The organism is Streptomyces sp. RLA123, from assembly GCF_056270165.1.
The window spans coordinates 1177780-1194928 of sequence record NZ_JBWDOR010000003.1 but is presented as its reverse complement, the minus strand read 5'-3'; the positions used below and the strand labels follow the sequence as shown (position 1 = coordinate 1194928).

15 protein-coding genes and 2 pseudogenes are annotated in these 17149 nt (G+C 72.1%); 10 read left to right on the top strand and 7 right to left on the bottom strand.

Annotation, left to right across the window (positions count from 1 at the left end):
- Positions 1 to 89: 89 nt before the first annotated feature.
- A complete protein-coding gene (locus RV983_RS05515; protein ID WP_475984640.1) occupies positions 90 to 2096 on the top strand; it encodes a ThuA domain-containing protein in 2007 nt (668 codons plus the stop codon).
- A gap of 388 nt (positions 2097 to 2484) precedes the next feature.
- On the opposite strand, the gene RV983_RS05510 is transcribed toward RV983_RS05515, so the two are convergent.
- A complete protein-coding gene (locus tag RV983_RS05510; protein ID WP_475984639.1) occupies positions 2485 to 2757 on the bottom strand; it encodes a hypothetical protein in 273 nt (90 codons plus the stop codon).
- On the opposite strand from RV983_RS05510, the gene RV983_RS05505 reads away from it, so the two are divergent.
- From RV983_RS05505 to RV983_RS05495, 3 genes are all read left to right on the top strand, one after another.
- Entirely contained in the window at positions 2680 to 2928 is a 249-nt protein-coding gene (locus RV983_RS05505) for an FCD domain-containing protein (RefSeq protein WP_475990228.1), read from the top strand. The two genes, RV983_RS05510 and RV983_RS05505, sit on opposite strands and share 78 nt — an antisense overlap.
- An 89-nt stretch (positions 2929 to 3017) precedes the next feature.
- Positions 3018 to 3587 (top strand): DJ-1/PfpI family protein, encoded by a 570-nt coding sequence (locus tag RV983_RS05500; protein ID WP_475984638.1) that lies wholly within the window; start codon positions 3018 to 3020, stop codon positions 3585 to 3587.
- Between the two features lie 19 nt (positions 3588 to 3606).
- Positions 3607 to 4428: an alpha/beta fold hydrolase gene (locus RV983_RS05495; RefSeq protein WP_475984637.1), complete on the top strand. Its 822-nt coding sequence runs from the start codon at positions 3607 to 3609 to the stop codon at positions 4426 to 4428.
- A gap of 24 nt (positions 4429 to 4452) precedes the next feature.
- Here RV983_RS05495 and RV983_RS05490 read toward each other — a convergent pair.
- Positions 4453 to 4739, bottom strand: a pseudogene (locus RV983_RS05490) (IS5/IS1182 family transposase); the annotation flags it as partial.
- Between the two features lie 121 nt (positions 4740 to 4860).
- Between RV983_RS05490 and RV983_RS05485 the strand changes: the two are divergent.
- Positions 4861 to 5145, top strand: a complete 285-nt coding sequence (locus RV983_RS05485; protein ID WP_475984636.1) for a barstar family protein — start codon at positions 4861 to 4863, stop codon at positions 5143 to 5145.
- Positions 5146 to 5156: 11 nt separating this feature from the next.
- Here the strand turns inward: RV983_RS05485 and RV983_RS05480 are convergent, their stop codons facing one another.
- On the bottom strand, positions 5157 to 5657 hold the full coding sequence (locus RV983_RS05480; RefSeq protein ID WP_475984635.1) for a VOC family protein: 501 nt from the start codon (positions 5655 to 5657) through the stop codon (positions 5157 to 5159).
- A gap of 90 nt (positions 5658 to 5747) precedes the next feature.
- On the opposite strand from RV983_RS05480, the gene RV983_RS05475 reads away from it, so the two are divergent.
- On the top strand, positions 5748 to 6290 hold the full coding sequence (locus RV983_RS05475; protein WP_475984634.1) for an MOSC domain-containing protein: 543 nt from the start codon (positions 5748 to 5750) through the stop codon (positions 6288 to 6290).
- On the opposite strand, the gene RV983_RS05470 is transcribed toward RV983_RS05475, so the two are convergent.
- Positions 6291 to 7682, bottom strand: a complete 1392-nt coding sequence (locus RV983_RS05470; protein WP_475984633.1) for a tannase/feruloyl esterase family alpha/beta hydrolase — start codon at positions 7680 to 7682, stop codon at positions 6291 to 6293.
- Between the two features lie 355 nt (positions 7683 to 8037).
- Between RV983_RS05470 and RV983_RS05465 the strand changes: the two genes are divergently transcribed.
- Positions 8038 to 9057 carry an isopenicillin N synthase family dioxygenase gene (locus RV983_RS05465; RefSeq protein WP_475984632.1) on the top strand — a complete coding sequence of 340 codons (1020 nt, stop codon included), beginning with the start codon at positions 8038 to 8040 and terminating at the stop codon, positions 9055 to 9057.
- 37 nt (positions 9058 to 9094) lie between these two features.
- Positions 9095 to 10183 (top strand): PP2C family protein-serine/threonine phosphatase, encoded by a 1089-nt coding sequence (locus RV983_RS05460; protein ID WP_475984631.1) that lies wholly within the window; start codon positions 9095 to 9097, stop codon positions 10181 to 10183.
- 7 nt (positions 10184 to 10190) lie between these two features.
- Here RV983_RS05460 and RV983_RS05455 read toward each other — a convergent pair whose 3' ends face one another.
- Both RV983_RS05455 and RV983_RS05450 read right to left on the bottom strand, forming a co-directional pair.
- The gene (locus tag RV983_RS05455; RefSeq protein ID WP_475984630.1) at positions 10191 to 11123 is read right to left on the bottom strand and encodes a peptidoglycan recognition protein family protein; all 933 of its coding nucleotides are present in this window, start codon (positions 11121 to 11123) and stop codon (positions 10191 to 10193) included.
- Positions 11124 to 11319: 196 nt separating this feature from the next.
- Positions 11320 to 11595, bottom strand: a pseudogene (locus RV983_RS05450) (TrmO family methyltransferase domain-containing protein); the annotation flags it as partial.
- 177 nt (positions 11596 to 11772) lie between these two features.
- Here RV983_RS05450 and RV983_RS05445 point away from each other — a divergent pair.
- Together RV983_RS05445 and RV983_RS05440 are read left to right on the top strand one after the other, a co-directional pair.
- On the top strand, positions 11773 to 12543 hold the full coding sequence (locus RV983_RS05445) for a class I SAM-dependent methyltransferase (protein ID WP_475984629.1): 771 nt from the start codon (positions 11773 to 11775) through the stop codon (positions 12541 to 12543).
- Between the two features lie 156 nt (positions 12544 to 12699).
- The gene (locus RV983_RS05440) at positions 12700 to 15909 is read left to right on the top strand and encodes a hypothetical protein (RefSeq protein ID WP_475984628.1); all 3210 of its coding nucleotides are present in this window, start codon (positions 12700 to 12702) and stop codon (positions 15907 to 15909) included.
- On the opposite strand, the gene RV983_RS05435 is transcribed toward RV983_RS05440, so the two are convergent.
- A complete protein-coding gene (locus tag RV983_RS05435; protein WP_475984627.1) occupies positions 15906 to 17144 on the bottom strand; it encodes a DUF4032 domain-containing protein in 1239 nt (412 codons plus the stop codon). The genes RV983_RS05440 and RV983_RS05435 overlap by 4 nt on opposite strands.
- Between the last annotated feature and the right edge of the window lie 5 nt (positions 17145 to 17149).

Genomic DNA, 17149 nt, shown 5'->3' with positions numbered 1-17149 from the left:
GTCGGCACGGGCATCCGCATCCAGCGAACCCCGCCCGTATAGCGGCAGGAGAGAAGACACTCATGCGGAGAAGATTTCACACATCGGCAGTGGCCGCCTTCCTGACGGCGGCCGCACTCATCCCCGCGACACCGTCGTGGGCACAGGAAACGACACCGCCGACGATCAACGTGGCGACGCTGTCGCCCTCTGCGCCGACCGGCCAGAACAACTGGTACAGCGGCCCGGTGACGCTGAACGTGTCGGCGACCGACGACGTCGGCATCGCCAAGTTCCAGTACTCGCTCAACGGCGGCGCCGCCTACGTCGACGTGCCCGTCGAGGGGGCGCCGACGTCGGCGACGGCGTCAGCGGTGATCACGCAGGAGGGCAACACCAGCGTCCGGTACCGCGCGGTCGACACGGCCGGAAACGTCGCGGCGTTCCGCTCGATCTCGGTCCGGATCGACACGCGCGCGCCGGCTGCATCGTACCCGGCGATCACCGACGGTCACGTCGGTCACGCCGCCACGCTTATCCCGACGCGCACGGACCCCGCCCCCGGCTCGGGCGGAGTGGCTGTGCTGAACATGTACCTCGACGGCAAGCTGGTCCCGCCGTTGCCGGTGCAGACCTCCGACCTGTCGCTCGGCGTGCACACGCTCGCGGTGCATCTCTCTGACGCTGCTTCCAGCAGCGCGAAGTACACGCAGACGTTCATCGTGACGACCTCGTTCGCGGACGTCGGTACGCTGATCACCCGGTTCGTGACCGCCGGCAGCGTCTCGGCGGAGGTCGGCGAGGCGCTCCAAGCCAAGGTCGACCAGGCGAAGGCGCTCGCCGACGCCGGTTCGGCCAAGCGCGCGAGCCAGGTCCTGAACGGGTTCGTTTCGATCGCCGGCCGGATCGCGCCCGGCTCGGCCCGCAGCACACTCGTGGGCGATGCTCGTTACCTGATCGACCAGCTCGAAGGCCGGCTCGCGCCGGAGCCCGCGACGGGCCTCACGTCTGAGCCCGCGGCGGGCCCGAAGTTCATCCCGGACCCGGTGCTCGCCCCGCTCCCGCACAACCCGGACGCCGACTACAACGTCCTGATCTTTTCCAAGACGACGGGCTTCCGGCACGACCACATCCCGCACACCGTGGCCGCGATCCAGAAGCTCGGCATCGCGCACAACTTCAACGTCGACGTCTACGACCCGCAACTCACGACGGTCACGCTGCCCACGAGCCCGTTCCTGAGCCTCGACACGCTCAAGAGGTACGACACGATCGTCTTCGAGTCCAACGTCGGGCACCCGGGCCCGCTCAATCCGACCACCGAGCAGCCGAACTTCGAGGCCTACATGAAGCAGGGCGGCGGCTATGTCGGCATCCACGGCGCCGCCGACTCGTTCGAGATCGGCACCTGGCCGTGGTACGGCGACCTCGCCGGTGGGTTCTTCACCGACCATCCGAACGGCCAGAACGGGTTCGGCCAGTGCGGCAGCTGCATCCACGCCGAGGTGGTGACCGAGGACAAGACGCACCCGGCGACCGCGCATCTCCCTGCCCGGTGGATGATTGTCGACGAACTCTACAACTTCGACCGCAACATGCGGGCCGACGTGCACACGCTGCTGAGCCTCAACGAGGACAGCTACCAGCGCAGCCTCAACAGCGGCAACGCGGCCACCAACCCGCTGCGGCTGATGAACGGCGACCACCCGATCGCGTGGTGCCAGAACTGGAACGGTGGCAAAGCGTTCTCGAACATCCTCGGCCACTTCCGGACGCAGTACTACGACGACGCGTTCATGCAGATCATCCTCGGCGGGATCGAGACGACCGCCGACCGCACGGACGCCAACTGCTCGTCCTACCGCGAGACCAGCCTGCTGATCAAGGCTGACCGAGCCGCCGGGCTGCTGACCGCGGACGCCGCGGACGCCGCCGGTGCCGCCCTGGACATCGCGCGGGACAGCTACCTGGCAACCAACTACACCACCGCCATCCCGGCGCTGAACTCGATCGTCGCCCTGGCGAACGACAAGGCCTCCGGCGACGCTGCGGCGCGTTCCGAGCTCGCGCGGCAGGCGGGCGAGCTTCGGGAGTGGATGCAGAACCTCAACCGCTGACCCGTTCACGCGGCGGGGGCGGCGAATCGCCGCCCCCGCCGCGCTGACGCTGGAGCGCGCACCACTATCGCGGATTTATGCACGACCTTCTCATGATCATCGACGAAACATCGGTAGGTGCCGCACGGACGAGTACGCCGCGCCGTACTGGGTCTTCAGTCAGTCGAGAAGTCCTTCGGTCCTTGTGTGGCCCGATGGCGAACCGAGCAGGACGTCGAGCATGCTCAGGGGAGCTTCAGGTGGTCGAAGCAGGGCGCTGGCGGGCGGTTCCGCGATGGGTGAAGGATGGCTGGCATCCGTCACTTTTCCTATACGATCCGAATGGTCGTCACCATGCAGCAGCGTTGCGACCGATGTCAATAGGTTCGCGAAGACGCTGGAAGGTACCTCACGTCACGATGGACGACGAAGCGACGATCGCGTGGGGCAGTGGGGCCATGACGGGCGGAACGCCGCCGGGAAGATCTCGTGGCCGGCTTGCCGACGAGGTGTACGACACGCTGCTCGGACAGCTGGCTGATGTCGCTACGGATCGAGCCTGGCTCTCGGGCTCCGCGACGCCGCTTTTCACGATCTTGTCGCCCTGAGCGCGGAGAACCAGGTCATCCGCGAAGCGCTCGCTCGCCTGCACACGCACGTGCACCTGTTCCGGCTTCTCCACGACACCCAGGTCACTCACTTGGCCATGGCCGAGCACGAAGAAGTTGTGGCCGCGATCGCCTCGCGTGACCCCGACGCCGCCGCCTACGCCATGCGTCGGCACATTCTGCTGTCCGGTGAGCGGTTCCGACGATTGCTCGACGAGGCCAAGGGCGCGGACGGAATGGTGTAAAGGCTTGACGGGCGGGCTGGGCCGAGGAATGCTACGCAATCGGATCGGATCGGATCGATCTCACCCGCCTCAGATGCGAGGAGAAGCAGGTGGCCAGAGCGCTGCTCCTGACCGGCGACGCCGCCGAGGAGCTCGACACCATGTATCCCTACTATCGCGTGCAGGAGGGCGGCTGGGACGTTGACGTCTCGTCACGGACGATGCGCGACGTTCAGCTGGTCATCCACGAGTTCGACCCCAACTCCGACGCCTACGTGGAGAAGAACGGCCGAAAGCTGCCGGTCGACGTGCCCTGGGCCGAGGTCGACGTCGAGCGCTATGACGCCCTCATCATCCCTGGGGGACGTGCCCCCGAGTGGATCCGGGTCGACGCCGACGTCAGGCGCATCACCGAGCACTTCTTCGCGCGCAACCTCCCGATCGCGCTGGTGTGCCACGGCGCGCAGGTGCCGGCTGTGTACGGGCTGCTGAAGGGCCGGAAGACAGCGTGCTTCCCCCCCATCACCGGTGACATGGAGAACGCGGGCGCGACGGTCATCGACGCTCCCGACGTCGTGGACGGCAACCTCGTCTCCTGCCGGGGGTGGCCCGACATGCCGCAATTCGGCAAGGCGATGATGGAGCTCTTTTCGAAGTCCATCAACTCCGCATCGGCATGAGCACACCTGGCCTGTCCCAGTGACGGCACTTCGGACCATCACAGTCGACGGCTCCCCCGTCCACGTCATGGAGAGCGGCACCGGGCCCGCGGTGCTGATGCTGCACGGCTCCGGACCCGGTACGACCGGATCCGGCGCCTGGGCAACGACGGCACAGGCGCTGGGCACGTCCTGGCACCTGTTGGCTCCTGACCAGGCGGGGTTCGGCCGTACACCAATCCCGGCGGGCTCCAGGGGTGGGCTCCGGCTGTGGGCGGAGCAGGCCGCGGGCCTGATGGATGCTCTCGGTGTCGAGCACTACGCCGTGGTGGGCCACTCCATGGGCGGTGCCGTGGCGCTGGCGTTGGCGGCCGCGCGTCCCCAGCAGGTCACCCGTGTCGTGGCGGTCTCGACGATGGGCGCCCCCGGGGCGCCGCTGTCCGCCGAGCTCGACGCGGTCTGGGCCGCCCCCGCCGACCCGCTCGGGGCACGAGACATGTTGAGTCGCCTCGTCCTCGACCAAGCGCTCGTGACCGAGTCGGCCGTCGCTGCCCGTGCAGCTGCGATGCGAGCGGGGGCGGCCGCATTCGCGTCGTTGTTCCCTCCACCTAGGGCGCGTTGGGCCGACGAGCTCACCCTCTCGGCGCAAACGCTGGCAGGGGTCCGCGCGCCCGTGCTGCTCGTCCACGGCGCCGAGGACCGAGTCACCCCGCTCGGGACGGCAGCCCTGCCCCTGCTCGAACACCTGGCCGATGTCCGTCTGTACGTGCTCGGCCGATGCGGGCACGTGCCGGCGCTCGAGCACCCGCACGACTTCAGGCGACTCCTGTCGTGCTTCCTCGGCCGGGAACGAGGTCACTAGACATGCAGGTCCGGTGATGCTGCGTAGCCACAGCATCGTGCCGCACAAGTGAATTCCGGCCAGGTAGCTTTCGGGAGTCTTGTCGTAGCGGGTGGCGGTCCCGCGCCAGTTGCGCTGCCGGTTGATGCACCGCTCGACGGTGTTGCGGTCCTTGTACAGCTCGGCGTCGTGGCTGACGGGGCGGCCTCCGCGCGAGCCCTTCTTTTACGGTTGGCCGCTTGGTCCGCCTTCTCCGGGATCACCGCCCGGATTTTGCGTTTGCGCAGGTAGGTGCGGTTGCTGCGGGAGGAGCACGCCTTGTCGCCGGCGACCGTTGCCCGAACCGTGATCTGAACTCCGTACAGGACCTACGGCAGCGACGGTAGGGACGCGTGGCTGCGGCTCACCCTCGGCGGCTGTGTCGGCCGGAGCGGGGCGGACCGCTCCGGCGGGGTGCACCACCTGGACGGGCGGTATGTGACCGACGTTCCGGGACTGCACTGTGCGATGGCGGAGGCGATCGTCGGACCGGGTCGGTACTACGGCTGGGGAGGAGACGCCTTCGACGACTGCCTGGCCGGCGGTTTCGGTGTGAAGCCACCGTTCACGCTGGTCTGGCACGACGCCGCCGTCGCCCGGGAGGCGCTGGCGGACGTCGTGTCCGGCGGAGGGCTCGGTTACTTCGAGGAGATTGTGCGGCTCCTGCGCGAGCGCGGGGTGACCGTCGTCCTCGACTGAAGACCCCGGCGTCAGGTCACCGAGCCGGCCGCGGCGCCCGTCGCGAGGTCGGGGCCCCAGCGGTCGAGGGCGGCCTGGAGGTCGAGGGGGCGGGGGCGGATGGCCTCCTGGGTGGTGGGCCAGTCCTCGCGGGGGACGCGCCACATGACCTCGAACTCGTTGCCGTCGGGGTCCTTCGCGTACAAGGACTTGGAGACCACGTGGTCGCTGGCGCCGACGAGCGCGCCGCGTTCGGTGAGCGCGCGGGCGGTGTCGGCGAGTTCGCCGAGCGTGCCCACCTCCCAGGCGAGGTGGTAGAGGCCGACCCGGCCCTGCTCGGGGCCCGGCGCGTCCGGGCCGATGGCGAACAGCCCCAGGTCGTGGTCGTTGAGGGTGTCCTCGGCGCTCAGGAAGGCGGCGCGGCCGGGGATCTCCACGTCGACCGTGAAGCCGAACACCTTGCGGTAGAACTCGACGGACCGGGCGACGTCGCGGATGTAGAGCACGGCGTGATTGAGACGGCGAACAGGCATGGACCCAGCGTAGGGAAAACTTCTTGAAGTCTCAATGAATAATTCGGCTAGGCTGATTCTCCAGCAGCCTGGACGAGGGGAGCGTGTTCCGTGACCGCCACCGTCACCGCCGTCAGCCGCGACGAGGGACACCACTTCAGCAAGCCGACGCGCCAGAGCATCCGCCTGCTGGCCGGCCTCGGGGTCGAGGGCGACGCGCATCTCGGGGTGACGGTGCAGCACCGGTCGCGCGTGGCGCAGGACCCGACGCAGCCGAACCTGCGTCAGGTCCACCTGATCCACGGCGAACTGTTCGACGAGCTGCGCGCGGCGGGTTACGAGGTCGCCCCGGGTGAGCTCGGCGAGAACGTCACCACCCGCGGCGTCGACCTCCTCGGCCTGCCCGTCGGCACCCGGCTGCGGCTGGGTGCCGAGGCGGTCGTCGAGGTGACCGGGCTGCGCAATCCGTGTCTGCAGATCGACGCCTTCCGCAGCGGGCTGCTCAAGCAGGTCGTCGGCCGCGACGAGCAGGGCGCGATCGTCCGCAAGGGCGGCATCATGGGCGTTGTGCTGACCGGCGGCGAGGTGCGGCCCGGGGACCGGGTCGGCGTCGAGCTGCCCCAGGAGCCGCACCGCCGCCTGGAACGGGTCTGATCAGCCGAGCGCGCAGGAGTTGACCACGTCGCCGTCCGCCGGACGCGGCACCGTGCGGTCGCCGGGCGGCGTACGCCCGTCCTCCACCCAGGCTGTCAGCGCGCCCAGCGCCTCCCGGTAGCAGGGCAGGACCGGCCGCAGCCGGTCGGGATAGGTGTCGTACAGGCCGTCCACGTGATTCCCGCCCGCCACCCGGTAGTAGCGGTGCAGACGGCCGCGTCCGGCGCCGTCGACCATGCGGTCGTACACGTCGGAGTCGGTGGCGATCGGCAGGAGCGTGTCCAGGGTGCCGTGGAGCGTGATCATCGGCTTGCCGATCCGGCCGGTGAGCGCGACCCGGGCGACGGCGCGGTGCACCGCCGCGGGCCGTGCGGCGTAGTCGTAGTCCGCGTCCGAGGCGCAGGGCGCCAGGATCTCGGGGACAGTCGCGCCGGCGCTCGCCCCCGGGCAGGCGGGGTCGTAGGAGGGGTCGAACAACGCGCGGTAGGTCTTCTGCGTGATGCCCCAGTACGCCTGCTGGTGGTACGGCCACAGGAATTGCGAGCCCGGCGCGAACCCGGCCGCGAGCAGGTCCGCATCGGTCGCCCGGCCCTGGGCGCGGGCCACCGTCACGGGCAGCGACGTCAGCAGGCTGGGCCCGTCCGCCGTCCAGAGGGTGCCCTCCCAGTCCACACCGCCGTCGTAGAGCGCCGGATGGTTCTCCAGCTGCCAGCGGGTGAGGTAACCGCCGTTGGAGATTCCCGTCATGTAGGTGCGCCGCGGCGCATGGCCGTACCGATGGGCGACAGCGGCCTTGGCGGCCACGGTGAGCTGGGTCGTGCGCCGGTTCCACTCGGCGATCGCGTCCCCGGGACGGCGGCCGTCGGTGTAGAAGTCCGGGCCGCTGTTGCCCTTGTCGGTCGCGGCGAAGGCGTAGCCCTGCGCGACCGCCCAGTCCGAGATGAGCACGTCGAGCGCGTACTGCTTGCGGGTGCCCGGAGCTCCCGTGACGATCAGGCCGCCGTTCCAGCGGTCCGGCATGCGCAGCACGAACTGCGCGTCGTGGTTCCAGCCGTGCGTGGTGTTGAAGCCCGAGCCGTCCGGGAAGTAGCCGTCGACCTGGACGCCGGGTACGCCCGAGGGGCGCACGGTGCCCGCGGCGGACAGCCCCGCCTGGTCGGCGGCGTCGGTGTACGGGGTGCCGGCCAGGCCGGTGGTCGTCAGGTCGGGCAGGCACGCGCGCTGCGCGAGCGCGGCGCCGGGCACCACCACCTGGTCCAGCCGCGCGCAGTGGCCGGCGGTCGCGGCCTGCGCCCCCGCGGGCACCGCGGCGGCGCCCAGTACGAGGGCCGCGGCGGCGAGCAGGGGGACGCTCTTCGGGACACCTCTGGTGAGGCCTCTCCAGGGGCGCATGGTGCCTCCAGGGCACGTCGGGGTCGGTTGCCGCCACATCGTGGCCGCCACCGCGCGCCCGGACCATGGCGCCGTCCCACGTTCGCGGGCGCAGGGGCATGGGCCCGGGTGACATGGGTCACGGAGCAACGTCGCCCGCGGCAGTACCCTTGGCCCATGGTTCTGCTCGTGCGCCGCCGACACGTGGACTTCGTCCGCGTCACGAGCATGTCCTGTCGCCGCAGCGGCTGAGCCCCGGCACCCCGCTTCTTCCTCCCTCTCCACCACCCGGCCCCGCGCCGCCGCCCCAACAGGGCCCCGCGCGGAGCGCTCGGCCATCGCCGCCGCTGCCGGGACACACCCTGCGGAAAGACACATGACACTCCAGCTCCCCGTGATCGACCTGTCGGCCGCCGACCGCGGCCCCGAGGCCCGCGCCCGGTTCCACCGCGACCTGCACGCCGCCGCCCACGACGTCGGCTTCTTCCAGCTGACCGGCCACGGCGTCACCACCGAGGAGACCGCCGCGCTGATGCGCGTGATCCGCGCGTTCTTCGCTTTCCCGGAGGCCGACCGGCTCGCCCTCGGCAACCTCAACTCCCCGCACTTCCGCGGCTACACACGGATCGGCGACGAGCGCACCGGCGGCAGCCAGGACTGGCGCGACCAACTCGACGTCGGCGCAGAGCGGCCCCGGCACGTCCCCGCCCCGGGCGAACCTCCGTACTGGTGGCTCGAAGGCCCCAACCAGTGGCCCGCCGGCCTCCCCGAGCTGCGCGAGCGCTCCCTGCGCTGGATCGACCGGCTCAGCGGCATCGCGCACCGCCTGCTGCACGAACTGCTGGCCTCCATCGGCGCCCCCGAGGCCTTCTACGACGAGGCCTTCGCCGACGAGCCGCATCTGCACCTGAAGCTGGTGCGCTACCCCGGCACCGCCCCCACCGGCGACGGCCAGGGCGTCGGCGCGCACAAGGACTACGGGTTCCTGACCCTGCTGCTCCAGGACGAGGTAGGCGGCCTCCAGGTGGAGCGCTCCGACGGCCGCTTCCACGACGTCCCGGCGCTGCCCGGCGCCTTTGTCGTCAACCTCGGAGAACTCCTGGAGGTCGCCACCGACGGCTGGCTCAAGGCCACCAACCACCGCGTCGTCAGCCCGCCCGGAGCACGCGAGCGCTTCTCCGTTCCGTTCTTCTACAACCCGCGGCTCGACGCGCGGATCGCCCCGCTGCCCTTCGCGCACGCCCACCACGCCCCGGGCGCCACCAGGGACCCGGCCAACCCCCTGTTCGCCGAGTACGGACGCAACGAGCTCAAGGGATGGCTGCGCGCCCACCCCGAGGTCGCCCGGCGCCACCACCCGGAGCTCGTCGTGTCCACGGCGGCGGCCGCCCGCTGACCCGGCGGCCGCGGCCGCAGGCGGTTACCGTGCCTTCATGGGGACGGTTCCCGCCGAGGACGGCACACTGCAGATCGCCCCGCTGCCCCGGTGGCTGCGCCTGCTGCCGGTCGTCCTGCTGGCCGCTCTGGTCGTGGCGCAGGGCGTCACGCCCGGCGACGTGGAACTGGGCGCGTACTACGCGGCGGTATCGCCGCTGGCCGCCCTCACCTACGGGGTCCTGGGCACGGCCGTCATCGCGGTCGCCGTGGTCGTCGTGATGATGCTTCCGGTCGTCGGCTCGGGCAGCCTCGCCGGCGGCGAAGTGGGCGCCGTCGTGCTGATCGGTGTCCTCAGCGTCCTGATCGCGGGAGTGGGCCAGCGGTCCCGGGGCCGCCTGGTGGAGGCCGGCTCGGTCGCCGAGGCCGCCCAGCACGCCGTACTGGCGCCCGTGCCGCCCCGGGTCGGTTCCGTGCGCTGCGCGGCGCTGTACCGGGCGGCGCAGCGGGGCACTCTGGTGGGCGGCGACCTGTTCGACGTACGGGACGGGCCCCACGGCGTACGGGCGCTGATCGCCGATGTGCAGGGCCACGGGCTCGCCGCGGTGTCGACCGTCGCGTCCCTTCTCGGCGCCTTCCGGGAGGCCGCGCTCGACCAGCCGGACCTGAGGAGCCTCGCCGGACGGCTGGAGCGGCGTCTGCTGCTGGACGCGGACGCCAACGGCGAGCTGTTCGCGACGGCGTTGCTGCTGGAGTTCCCCAAGGACGGATCGGTGGTGCGGCTGGCCTGCCACGGCCACCCTCCGGCCCTGCTGCTGCGCGACGGCGCGGTGCTGGAACTGACGGCAGACCCCGCGCCACCGCTGGGCACGGGACTGCCCGGCCTGCCGCGGCCCGTGACCACGGAAGTGGAGCTGCTGCGGGGCGACATGATCCTGGCCTACACCGACGGCGTGACGGAGGCCAGGAACGCGTCCGGGGTCTTCTATCCGCTCGCCGGCCGGCTGACCGCGCTGCTGGCCCGCGACGCGAACCCCTCGCCGCGCACCGTGCTCGACGCGGTCTGGGAGGACCTGAGCCGCTACGCGGGCGTCGTCGGCGACGACGTCGCGCTGCTGGCGCTGACGTCCGGCCGGCCCCAGCCGTGAGGTCCGGTCAGCCCTTGCGCGCCTGTGGCCGCCCCTGGAGCCGGGCGGCCTCGGCGCGGATCGCCGGCAGGGCGGCGTACAGGGCGTTGCCGGGGCAGTCGGTCATGAAGGCGTCCCGGTGGCCCGCGATGACGTGGAAGACCGCGTGCTTCCCCTTGCGGAACCGGCTCTTGTCGTTGCTGGACACCAGGGTGACCTTGGCCCGGGGGTCGATGCCGGAGATCCCGAGCTTCCAGGCCGCGAGCCGGGCGATCCCCTCGGTCATCGCGTGCGTCACGCTGCCGGGGGCGTCGAAGGTGCCGACCGCCGCGACGCCGATGGTGTCCTGGTTGAAGCCGACCGCGTGCGCACCGGTCACCGGCTTGGCCAGGCCGCCGGCCCGGCCCTCGTAGATGGTGCCGCACTTGTCGACGAAGAAGTTGTAGGCCACGTCGTCCCAGTGCTTCCCGCGCACGTGACCGGTGTAGATGTTCCGGATGATGCGCGGCACGTCCTTGCAGGCGTAGCCGTTGCCGCTGTCGGTGTGGTGCAGGAAGACCGCCTCCACCACGTGACCGTAGTGCGGTGCCTCATGGCGCAGCTTCTCGTCCGCTCCCCAGGAGGCACGGGTGACGATGCGCGGCTCGGAGGCGGGGTAGGCCGGGACCCGGTGCATCGTGACGCGGTCGGCGAGGTTGGGGAACGGCTGTGCCTGCGGGGTCGGCGCCGGCCGCGCGTACAGGACGGGCGTGGGGGAGTGGACGACGGCACGGTGCACGCCCCACGCCGTCAGGGCGACGAAACCCACCGCTCCGGTGCCGACGACCAGGACGGTCGCCGTACGGCGTGAACGCCGTACGGCCCGGTGCGCGCCCTTGAGGTGGCGGTGCGGCCCGTCCGACTCCTGGCGCGAGCCGCGGGTTCCATGGTGCGAGCCCGTGGCCGCATGCCTTGACTGCATAAAGGAACATCAGCCCATATGCCTGAACCGGTCGGCGAGGACACGCCGCGCAGCGCCACCGCCTCACCCGGATGCCGCCCGCGGAGCCCGCGGCGCTTGCGCCGCCCCCTCGCCGTCGGTAGTAACGGCGCATCAACTCCCCGGCCCATGCCGGTTCCACGACCTCGCCCCGCGGGCCGAACCCGGTCGTCCAGGGCTTGACGTCGAGCACCGGAGTGCCGTCCACGGCGTCGAGGCCCCTCACATGGACGTCCAGCCCCTCGACTCGCAGCAGCTCGCAGCGCGGGACGCCCAGCCGGTTGGGCCACTCCTTGCCGCGCTGGGCGAAGCTGCCCGCGAGCGGCCACGCGGTGTTGCGCGCGGGTGGCGCGCCGCGGTCTGCTTCCGCTCCTCCGGGTCGCGGTCGAAGCGGTGGACGACCTCCAGGTGCGAGAAGGCGTCGAGTCCGCACAGCGCCTCGGGCCCAAAACATCCGCCGTCCAGCCGATCACCGCCTCCACGCCGCCCAGTCGTCGTCCTCGAGGGCGGTGCGGCCTCCGCTCACCCTGTCGACGGGACGCACCTCGATCACGGACCTGCGCGCTCCCCTTTCGTCCACCGTGTGAGACACGAGGTATCATCTGATGGACTACGTGTCTAATGTGAGCGCATGCCGAGGGAATGGGACGCGACCACCTACGACGCACTTCCGCTGCCGCACGAACAGTGGGGGAGGCGGACGCTCGGCCGGCTCGCCGCATCCGGCCCACGCGGTGACGAGCGCGTGCTCGACCTGGGCTGCGGCACCGGCCGCGACACCGCCGCGCTGCTGGACCTCCTCCCGGACGGGCACGTCGTGGCCGTCGACGGCTCGCTGCGCATGCTCGACCGGCTTCGGCGGCGCCTTGCCGGGCGCATGGACCGGGTCGAGGCCGTCCACGCCGACATCACGCGCGGGCTGCCCCTGAGCGAGCCGGTGGACGCCGTCGTCAGCGTCGCCACTCTTCACTGGATCCCCGGCCACGCCGCGCTCTTCGGAGAGATCGCCCGCGTCCTGCGCCCCGGCGGCACCTTTGTCGCGGAATGCGGCGGCCTCGGCAACATCGCCCGCGTCTCCGCGGCCGTCGACGACGTCCTTGGTGCGCAACCGGCCGTCTGGCACTTCGCCGGCGTGGCCGAGACCGAACAGCGCTTGCGCGATGCCGGGTTCACCGACGTCGAGGTCGCTCTCGTGCCCGACCCCGCGCGCCTGGCGGCCGGGGACCAACTGCTCTCCTACCTGGCCGTCGTCGTCCTCGGCGGGCAACTGGAACGCCTTCCCGAAGGCGAGCACGAGGCTTTCGTCCGGGCCGTGGCGCAGCGCCTGCGGGAGCCGGTCGTGGACTATGTGCGGCTCACGATCTCCGCGACACGCGGCCGTTCCGCCGCACCAGGGGCGTAATTCACTTGCGGCACCGGGAGGCGGCGGGGACGATCACCACTGCGCCGCCCGGTACGGGCGCCGCCGCCACCGGCCACGGCCGGCGTCCGGAAGAACTCCCGAGAAGAAGTCGGCGCCCTGTACACGCACTTCGACCACCTTCCTTTCCCGGCCCGGATGCGGGCCATCGCGGAACACGGCCGCTCCCTTGACGAGGACGGCTATCGCGCCGCCCGCGCCGCCCTCGCGGACGGGAGCCCCGACGAGCGGCACCTCGCGCTCTTCCTCGCCGTCGTCCGCCGCGACATCGAGGCCGTTGCCGCCGCGCTCGAGGATCCTCGGCTGCGCCGCCGCGCCCTGGCGGCCGCCGTCCGGCTCCCCGTTCCCGACGCCGCGGTGGAGCGGCTCGCGCTGAGCGGCATTCGCGGCGTACGACGCGACGTCTACCGCGTCCTGCGGCTGTGCCGGCGCCGTGAACTCGCCGCACGGCTGCTGCCGGAGGTCCGCGAGCGGTACGGGGACGCCGAGGCGGCACAACTGCTGCCGGCCTGCCCGCCGGGCACGGTGGAGGAGTGGCTGCCCCAGCTCGACGCGCCTGCCGGCGTCCTGGCGTCGCTCGTCCGCACCGCACCGCGGGCGGTCGCTGAACACCTGGTCCGGGCCGCCGCACGGGCCGAGGGCACCTCCGCGTGGTACCGGCTCTTCCACAGCCACCTGGACCTGGTGGGGACCGTGGCCCGACGGGACCCCGCAGCCGCGCTGCTCCTCGCCGAGAAGGCGCCCGGCCTCATGACCGGCGAGGCCGTGGTGGCCGCTCTGCGCCGGCCCCGGGACCTGCTCGCCGTCGTCCGCCGTGCGGGGATCACGGAACTGCCGCTGGCCAAGGGCCCGTTGCCCAAGGCTGTACGTCGGGCACTGCGTGAATTGGCCCCGGAGGAACTCGCCGCCCTTGCCACGGTGTGCCGTACCCAGGACGACGAGTACCGGGACCTGGCGGAGCCCGTCACCGCGGACGCCCTGCTGGCGCTCGTGCCGCCCGGTCTGCGCGTCCGCCTGGTGCGGGCACGCGTGCCCGACGGGAACCGGCACAAGGTGCCGGTCAGCGCCGTCGCCGCGCTGGAGCCCCAGGATCGCGCCGAGTTCGTCCGGGACCTTCCGGACGGTCCTGGGCGCGAGCGAGACGTCCGGCTGCGCTTCGGCGTGCTCCTTCCGCCGGCCGAGGCCGAACCCCTTTACCGCGGCCTGGCCGACGACTTCACCGTCCACCGGCGGCGCTCCGCCTGGCCCGGACTCCTCGCTGCAGCGGCCCAGCACGGCGACCCCGCAGAGTACGCCCGCGTCTTCACCACGTGTGAACGCGCCTGGCACGACCAGTGCATCGTGCGCCAGGCGGCCTTGGAGCAGGCGGCCGCCGCGCCAGCCCGGTTGCTCGCGGCCGTCCCGTACGCGGCCTTGCGGGACATGGCCCTGACGACCGTCCAGTCCCACGACTCGACCGCGTACACCCTCAAGGCCGCCGAACGGCTCCTGCGGCGGGTGGCCGTGGCGGCCGCCTCGCGTCGTGACCACGAACGCGCGGCAGCCGTCGTGCTGTTGCTCGCCCAGGTTCTCGCCGACCCCCGGTTCCCGGACCGCGGGACGCCGCTGGACGTCGGCCGGTCCGCCGCCCGGGAGATCTGGGCCGTGGGCAGCCGGGGCGACGGCGCCCGGAACGCGCTCGGCATCGCGGCACTTCTGGAGCGTCACGTCGCCGCATTGCCCGGCTGTGACGGCTTCCTCGCTCGAACGGCACTGGAGAGCGACGATCCCGCCGTCGCCGCACGCGCCGCCGGGGTCTGGCTCGCCGACCCCGCGACTCGGGAGGAACGAGCCGGGGAACTCCTCACATCCGGAAGGGTGTTCGCTGCGGTGCCGCGCCTGGAGGAGACGCTGACGCGGCGCCGTACCGATCTGCTGGAGGGTCTGCCGGCCGCTGCCGCACAGCCGTGGGTACCGCGGCTGCCACAGACCGCCGAAGGACGCTGGCTGCCCGCGCAGCGGGCACTGATAGCCCGGCACTTGGAAAGGGTCGCCGCCGATGAGGACGTGCCGCTGAGGCAACGTACCCGCGCGGCCCACCAACTGCGCGATGCGGCGGGCCTGCGGCGGCTCGTTCAAGGAGAGGTTCCGCAGCCCGTCGTGGCCGCCGCCCTGTCCTCGCTCGGCCGGATGGCCGACCGCACCGCGCTGGGCCCGTTGCTGGAGCACGCCGGCACGGGCGGTGTGCGCGGTCGGGCCGCGATGGCGGCGCTGCGCCGCCTCCTCGACGGAATTCCCGACGCGGAGGCGGTCGAATGGCTCGGCCGGATCGCGTGCGACCCGCGGGCGCCGGTGGGCTCGCGGAAGGAGGCGGCGCGGGCGCTGGGCGAACGCTCAGGCAGGCAGGCGTTCGGTGTCCTGCTGGCCGCGTGGGACGTGCCGGGTCAGCACCACGACGTGCTCGCCGTGCTGGCCGTGCCGCTGACCGCGGCCCTGGACCGGCCCGGGGTCGCCGCCCGGCTGCGGGACCGGATGGGGCAGGCGGCGGTGCGCCGGGCCGTCATCGACAGCCGGCGCGACGCCGTTCCTGCGGCCGCTGAGGCCCACGCGCACTTCCTGGCCGCCCTGGTGCGTGAGGGAGGCGACACCGACGTCGTGGCGGCCGTCTGCGGTGCGCTGGGCACGGCCGTCAGCGGCCACGGCGCGGACGGGGTGGTCGCCGCAGCGCTGGCGGCCGCGCTGTCCGACCCGGCACGCCCGCACGACGAGCGGTACGCCGCCGGATACGCGCTCTCCGGCGCGGCGGCGCGTTCCGAGGTGGCCGTCACCGCGCTTCGCGACGGGCTCCGCACTCTGGTGGGCGGCCGGGCGGAACTGCGCCTTCTCGACCGTCTCGCCGCGAACCAGCACCGGTATTCGGCGGCGTTGGACGGCGCGTACGCCGAGGCACTGGAACGCGCGGGACTGGGACGCGCCGCCGCCCGCGCGGCCTTCCGTGCCGCGGTCGCGGGATTGCGCGAGGGGGACGCCGGCATGGAGCGGTGGGAGCGCTGCCTCCGGCTCGTCGAGGGGCACCCGTACGTCCTGTCCTTCGGCGACCGGCCCTCCGTGGTGGTCGGCGACGGCCGGCCGCTCCAAGCCGTCCTGGACGTGGCCCGCGCTCTGGGCAGGCGTCCCGGCACACCGGCCGGTCTTGTCGCGGTGCTCCTCGTTCGCGCGGGCGGGGAGGCCACCGGGTGGACGGGACCGTGGGCTGCCGAACTGGAGGCACTCAAGGCGCACACCGACCCGGACGTCGCGGAAGCGGGGCTCGTCGCGGAACTCAGGCGTCCGCTCCAGCCACGCGGGGAGGGGCGGCGCGGTGCCTAGTCCGGTGGCAGGGGTACCGCCGGCGCCTGCGGCGACTGAAGCAGCACCTTGTGCACGTAGTCCTCGACCGTGGCGTCCAGCCCGACGTCCCGCTGTGCCTGCTCCGACATGAGCCAGCGGTGCTCCAGCAGCTCGTGGTAGACCTGCGCGGTGTCCATGCCGCGGCGCAGCTCGCGCGGGACGGCGCGGACGGTGGGCCGGAAGACGTCGCGGACCCATCGGTGGGCCAGCACCTCGGGACGGGCGCCGAGCGGGTCGCCGGGGGCGTAGTCGTCCTGGGTGGCCATCCAGGTCTCCAGGTCGTTGAGGAGACTGCGGGCCTGGTTCTCCTCGGCGTCGAGACCGGTGAGGCGGAGCAACTGGCGCTGGTGGTGGCCGGCGTCGACGACCTTGGGCAGGAAGGTGACATGGTCCCCGTCCGGCGACTTCTGGATCTGCATCTCGGCCACGTCGAAGCCGAGTTCGTTCAGCCGGCGGATGCGCCGGTCGATGTAGTGCCGCTTGCCCACCGGGTAGACCGACTCGCGGGTGAGCTCGTGCCACAGTTCGTCGTAGCGGTCGGCGATGGCCTGGCCGAAGGTGATCGGGTCCACAGAGGGGTGCAGGGAGCCGCCCGCCTCCAGGTCCATCAGCTCGCCCGCGATGTTCACCCGGGCCACCTCGATGTCGTACTCGCGCTGGCCGCGCGAGAGGCCGGCCTGGATCTGGCCCGTCTCGGCGTCCACCAGGTACGCCGCGTAAGCGCCCGCGTCGCGCCGGAACAGGGTGTTGGACAGCGAGCAGTCACCCCAGGCGAAGCCCGCCAGGTGCAGCCGGACCAGCAGTACGGCGAGTGCGTCGAGCAGGCGGTTGACGGTACCCGGCCGCATCGTCGTCTCGAACATGGAACGGTACGGCTGGGAGCCGCCCAGGTGCCGGGTGATCAGCACGGGCTCCAGTGGCGCGCCACGCTCGTCCTTGCGGCCGGTGACCACGGCCAGCGGGTCCACCGCGGGGATGCCGATCCGGTCCAGGTCCCGCAGCAGCCCGTACTCGCGGACGGCCGCCCACTCGCCGACCTCCTTGACCGCCACGACCTCGTCCCCGGCGAGCGCGAAGCGCACCACGTGCCGCGAGATGCCGCGGGGCAGGGCCACCAGGTACTCCTCGGGCCACTCCTCCAGCGGCACGTTCCAGGGCAGGTCGAGGAGGGCGGCCGGATGCTCCGGGGAGGTCGCGGTGATCTGGAGGTCCATGACGC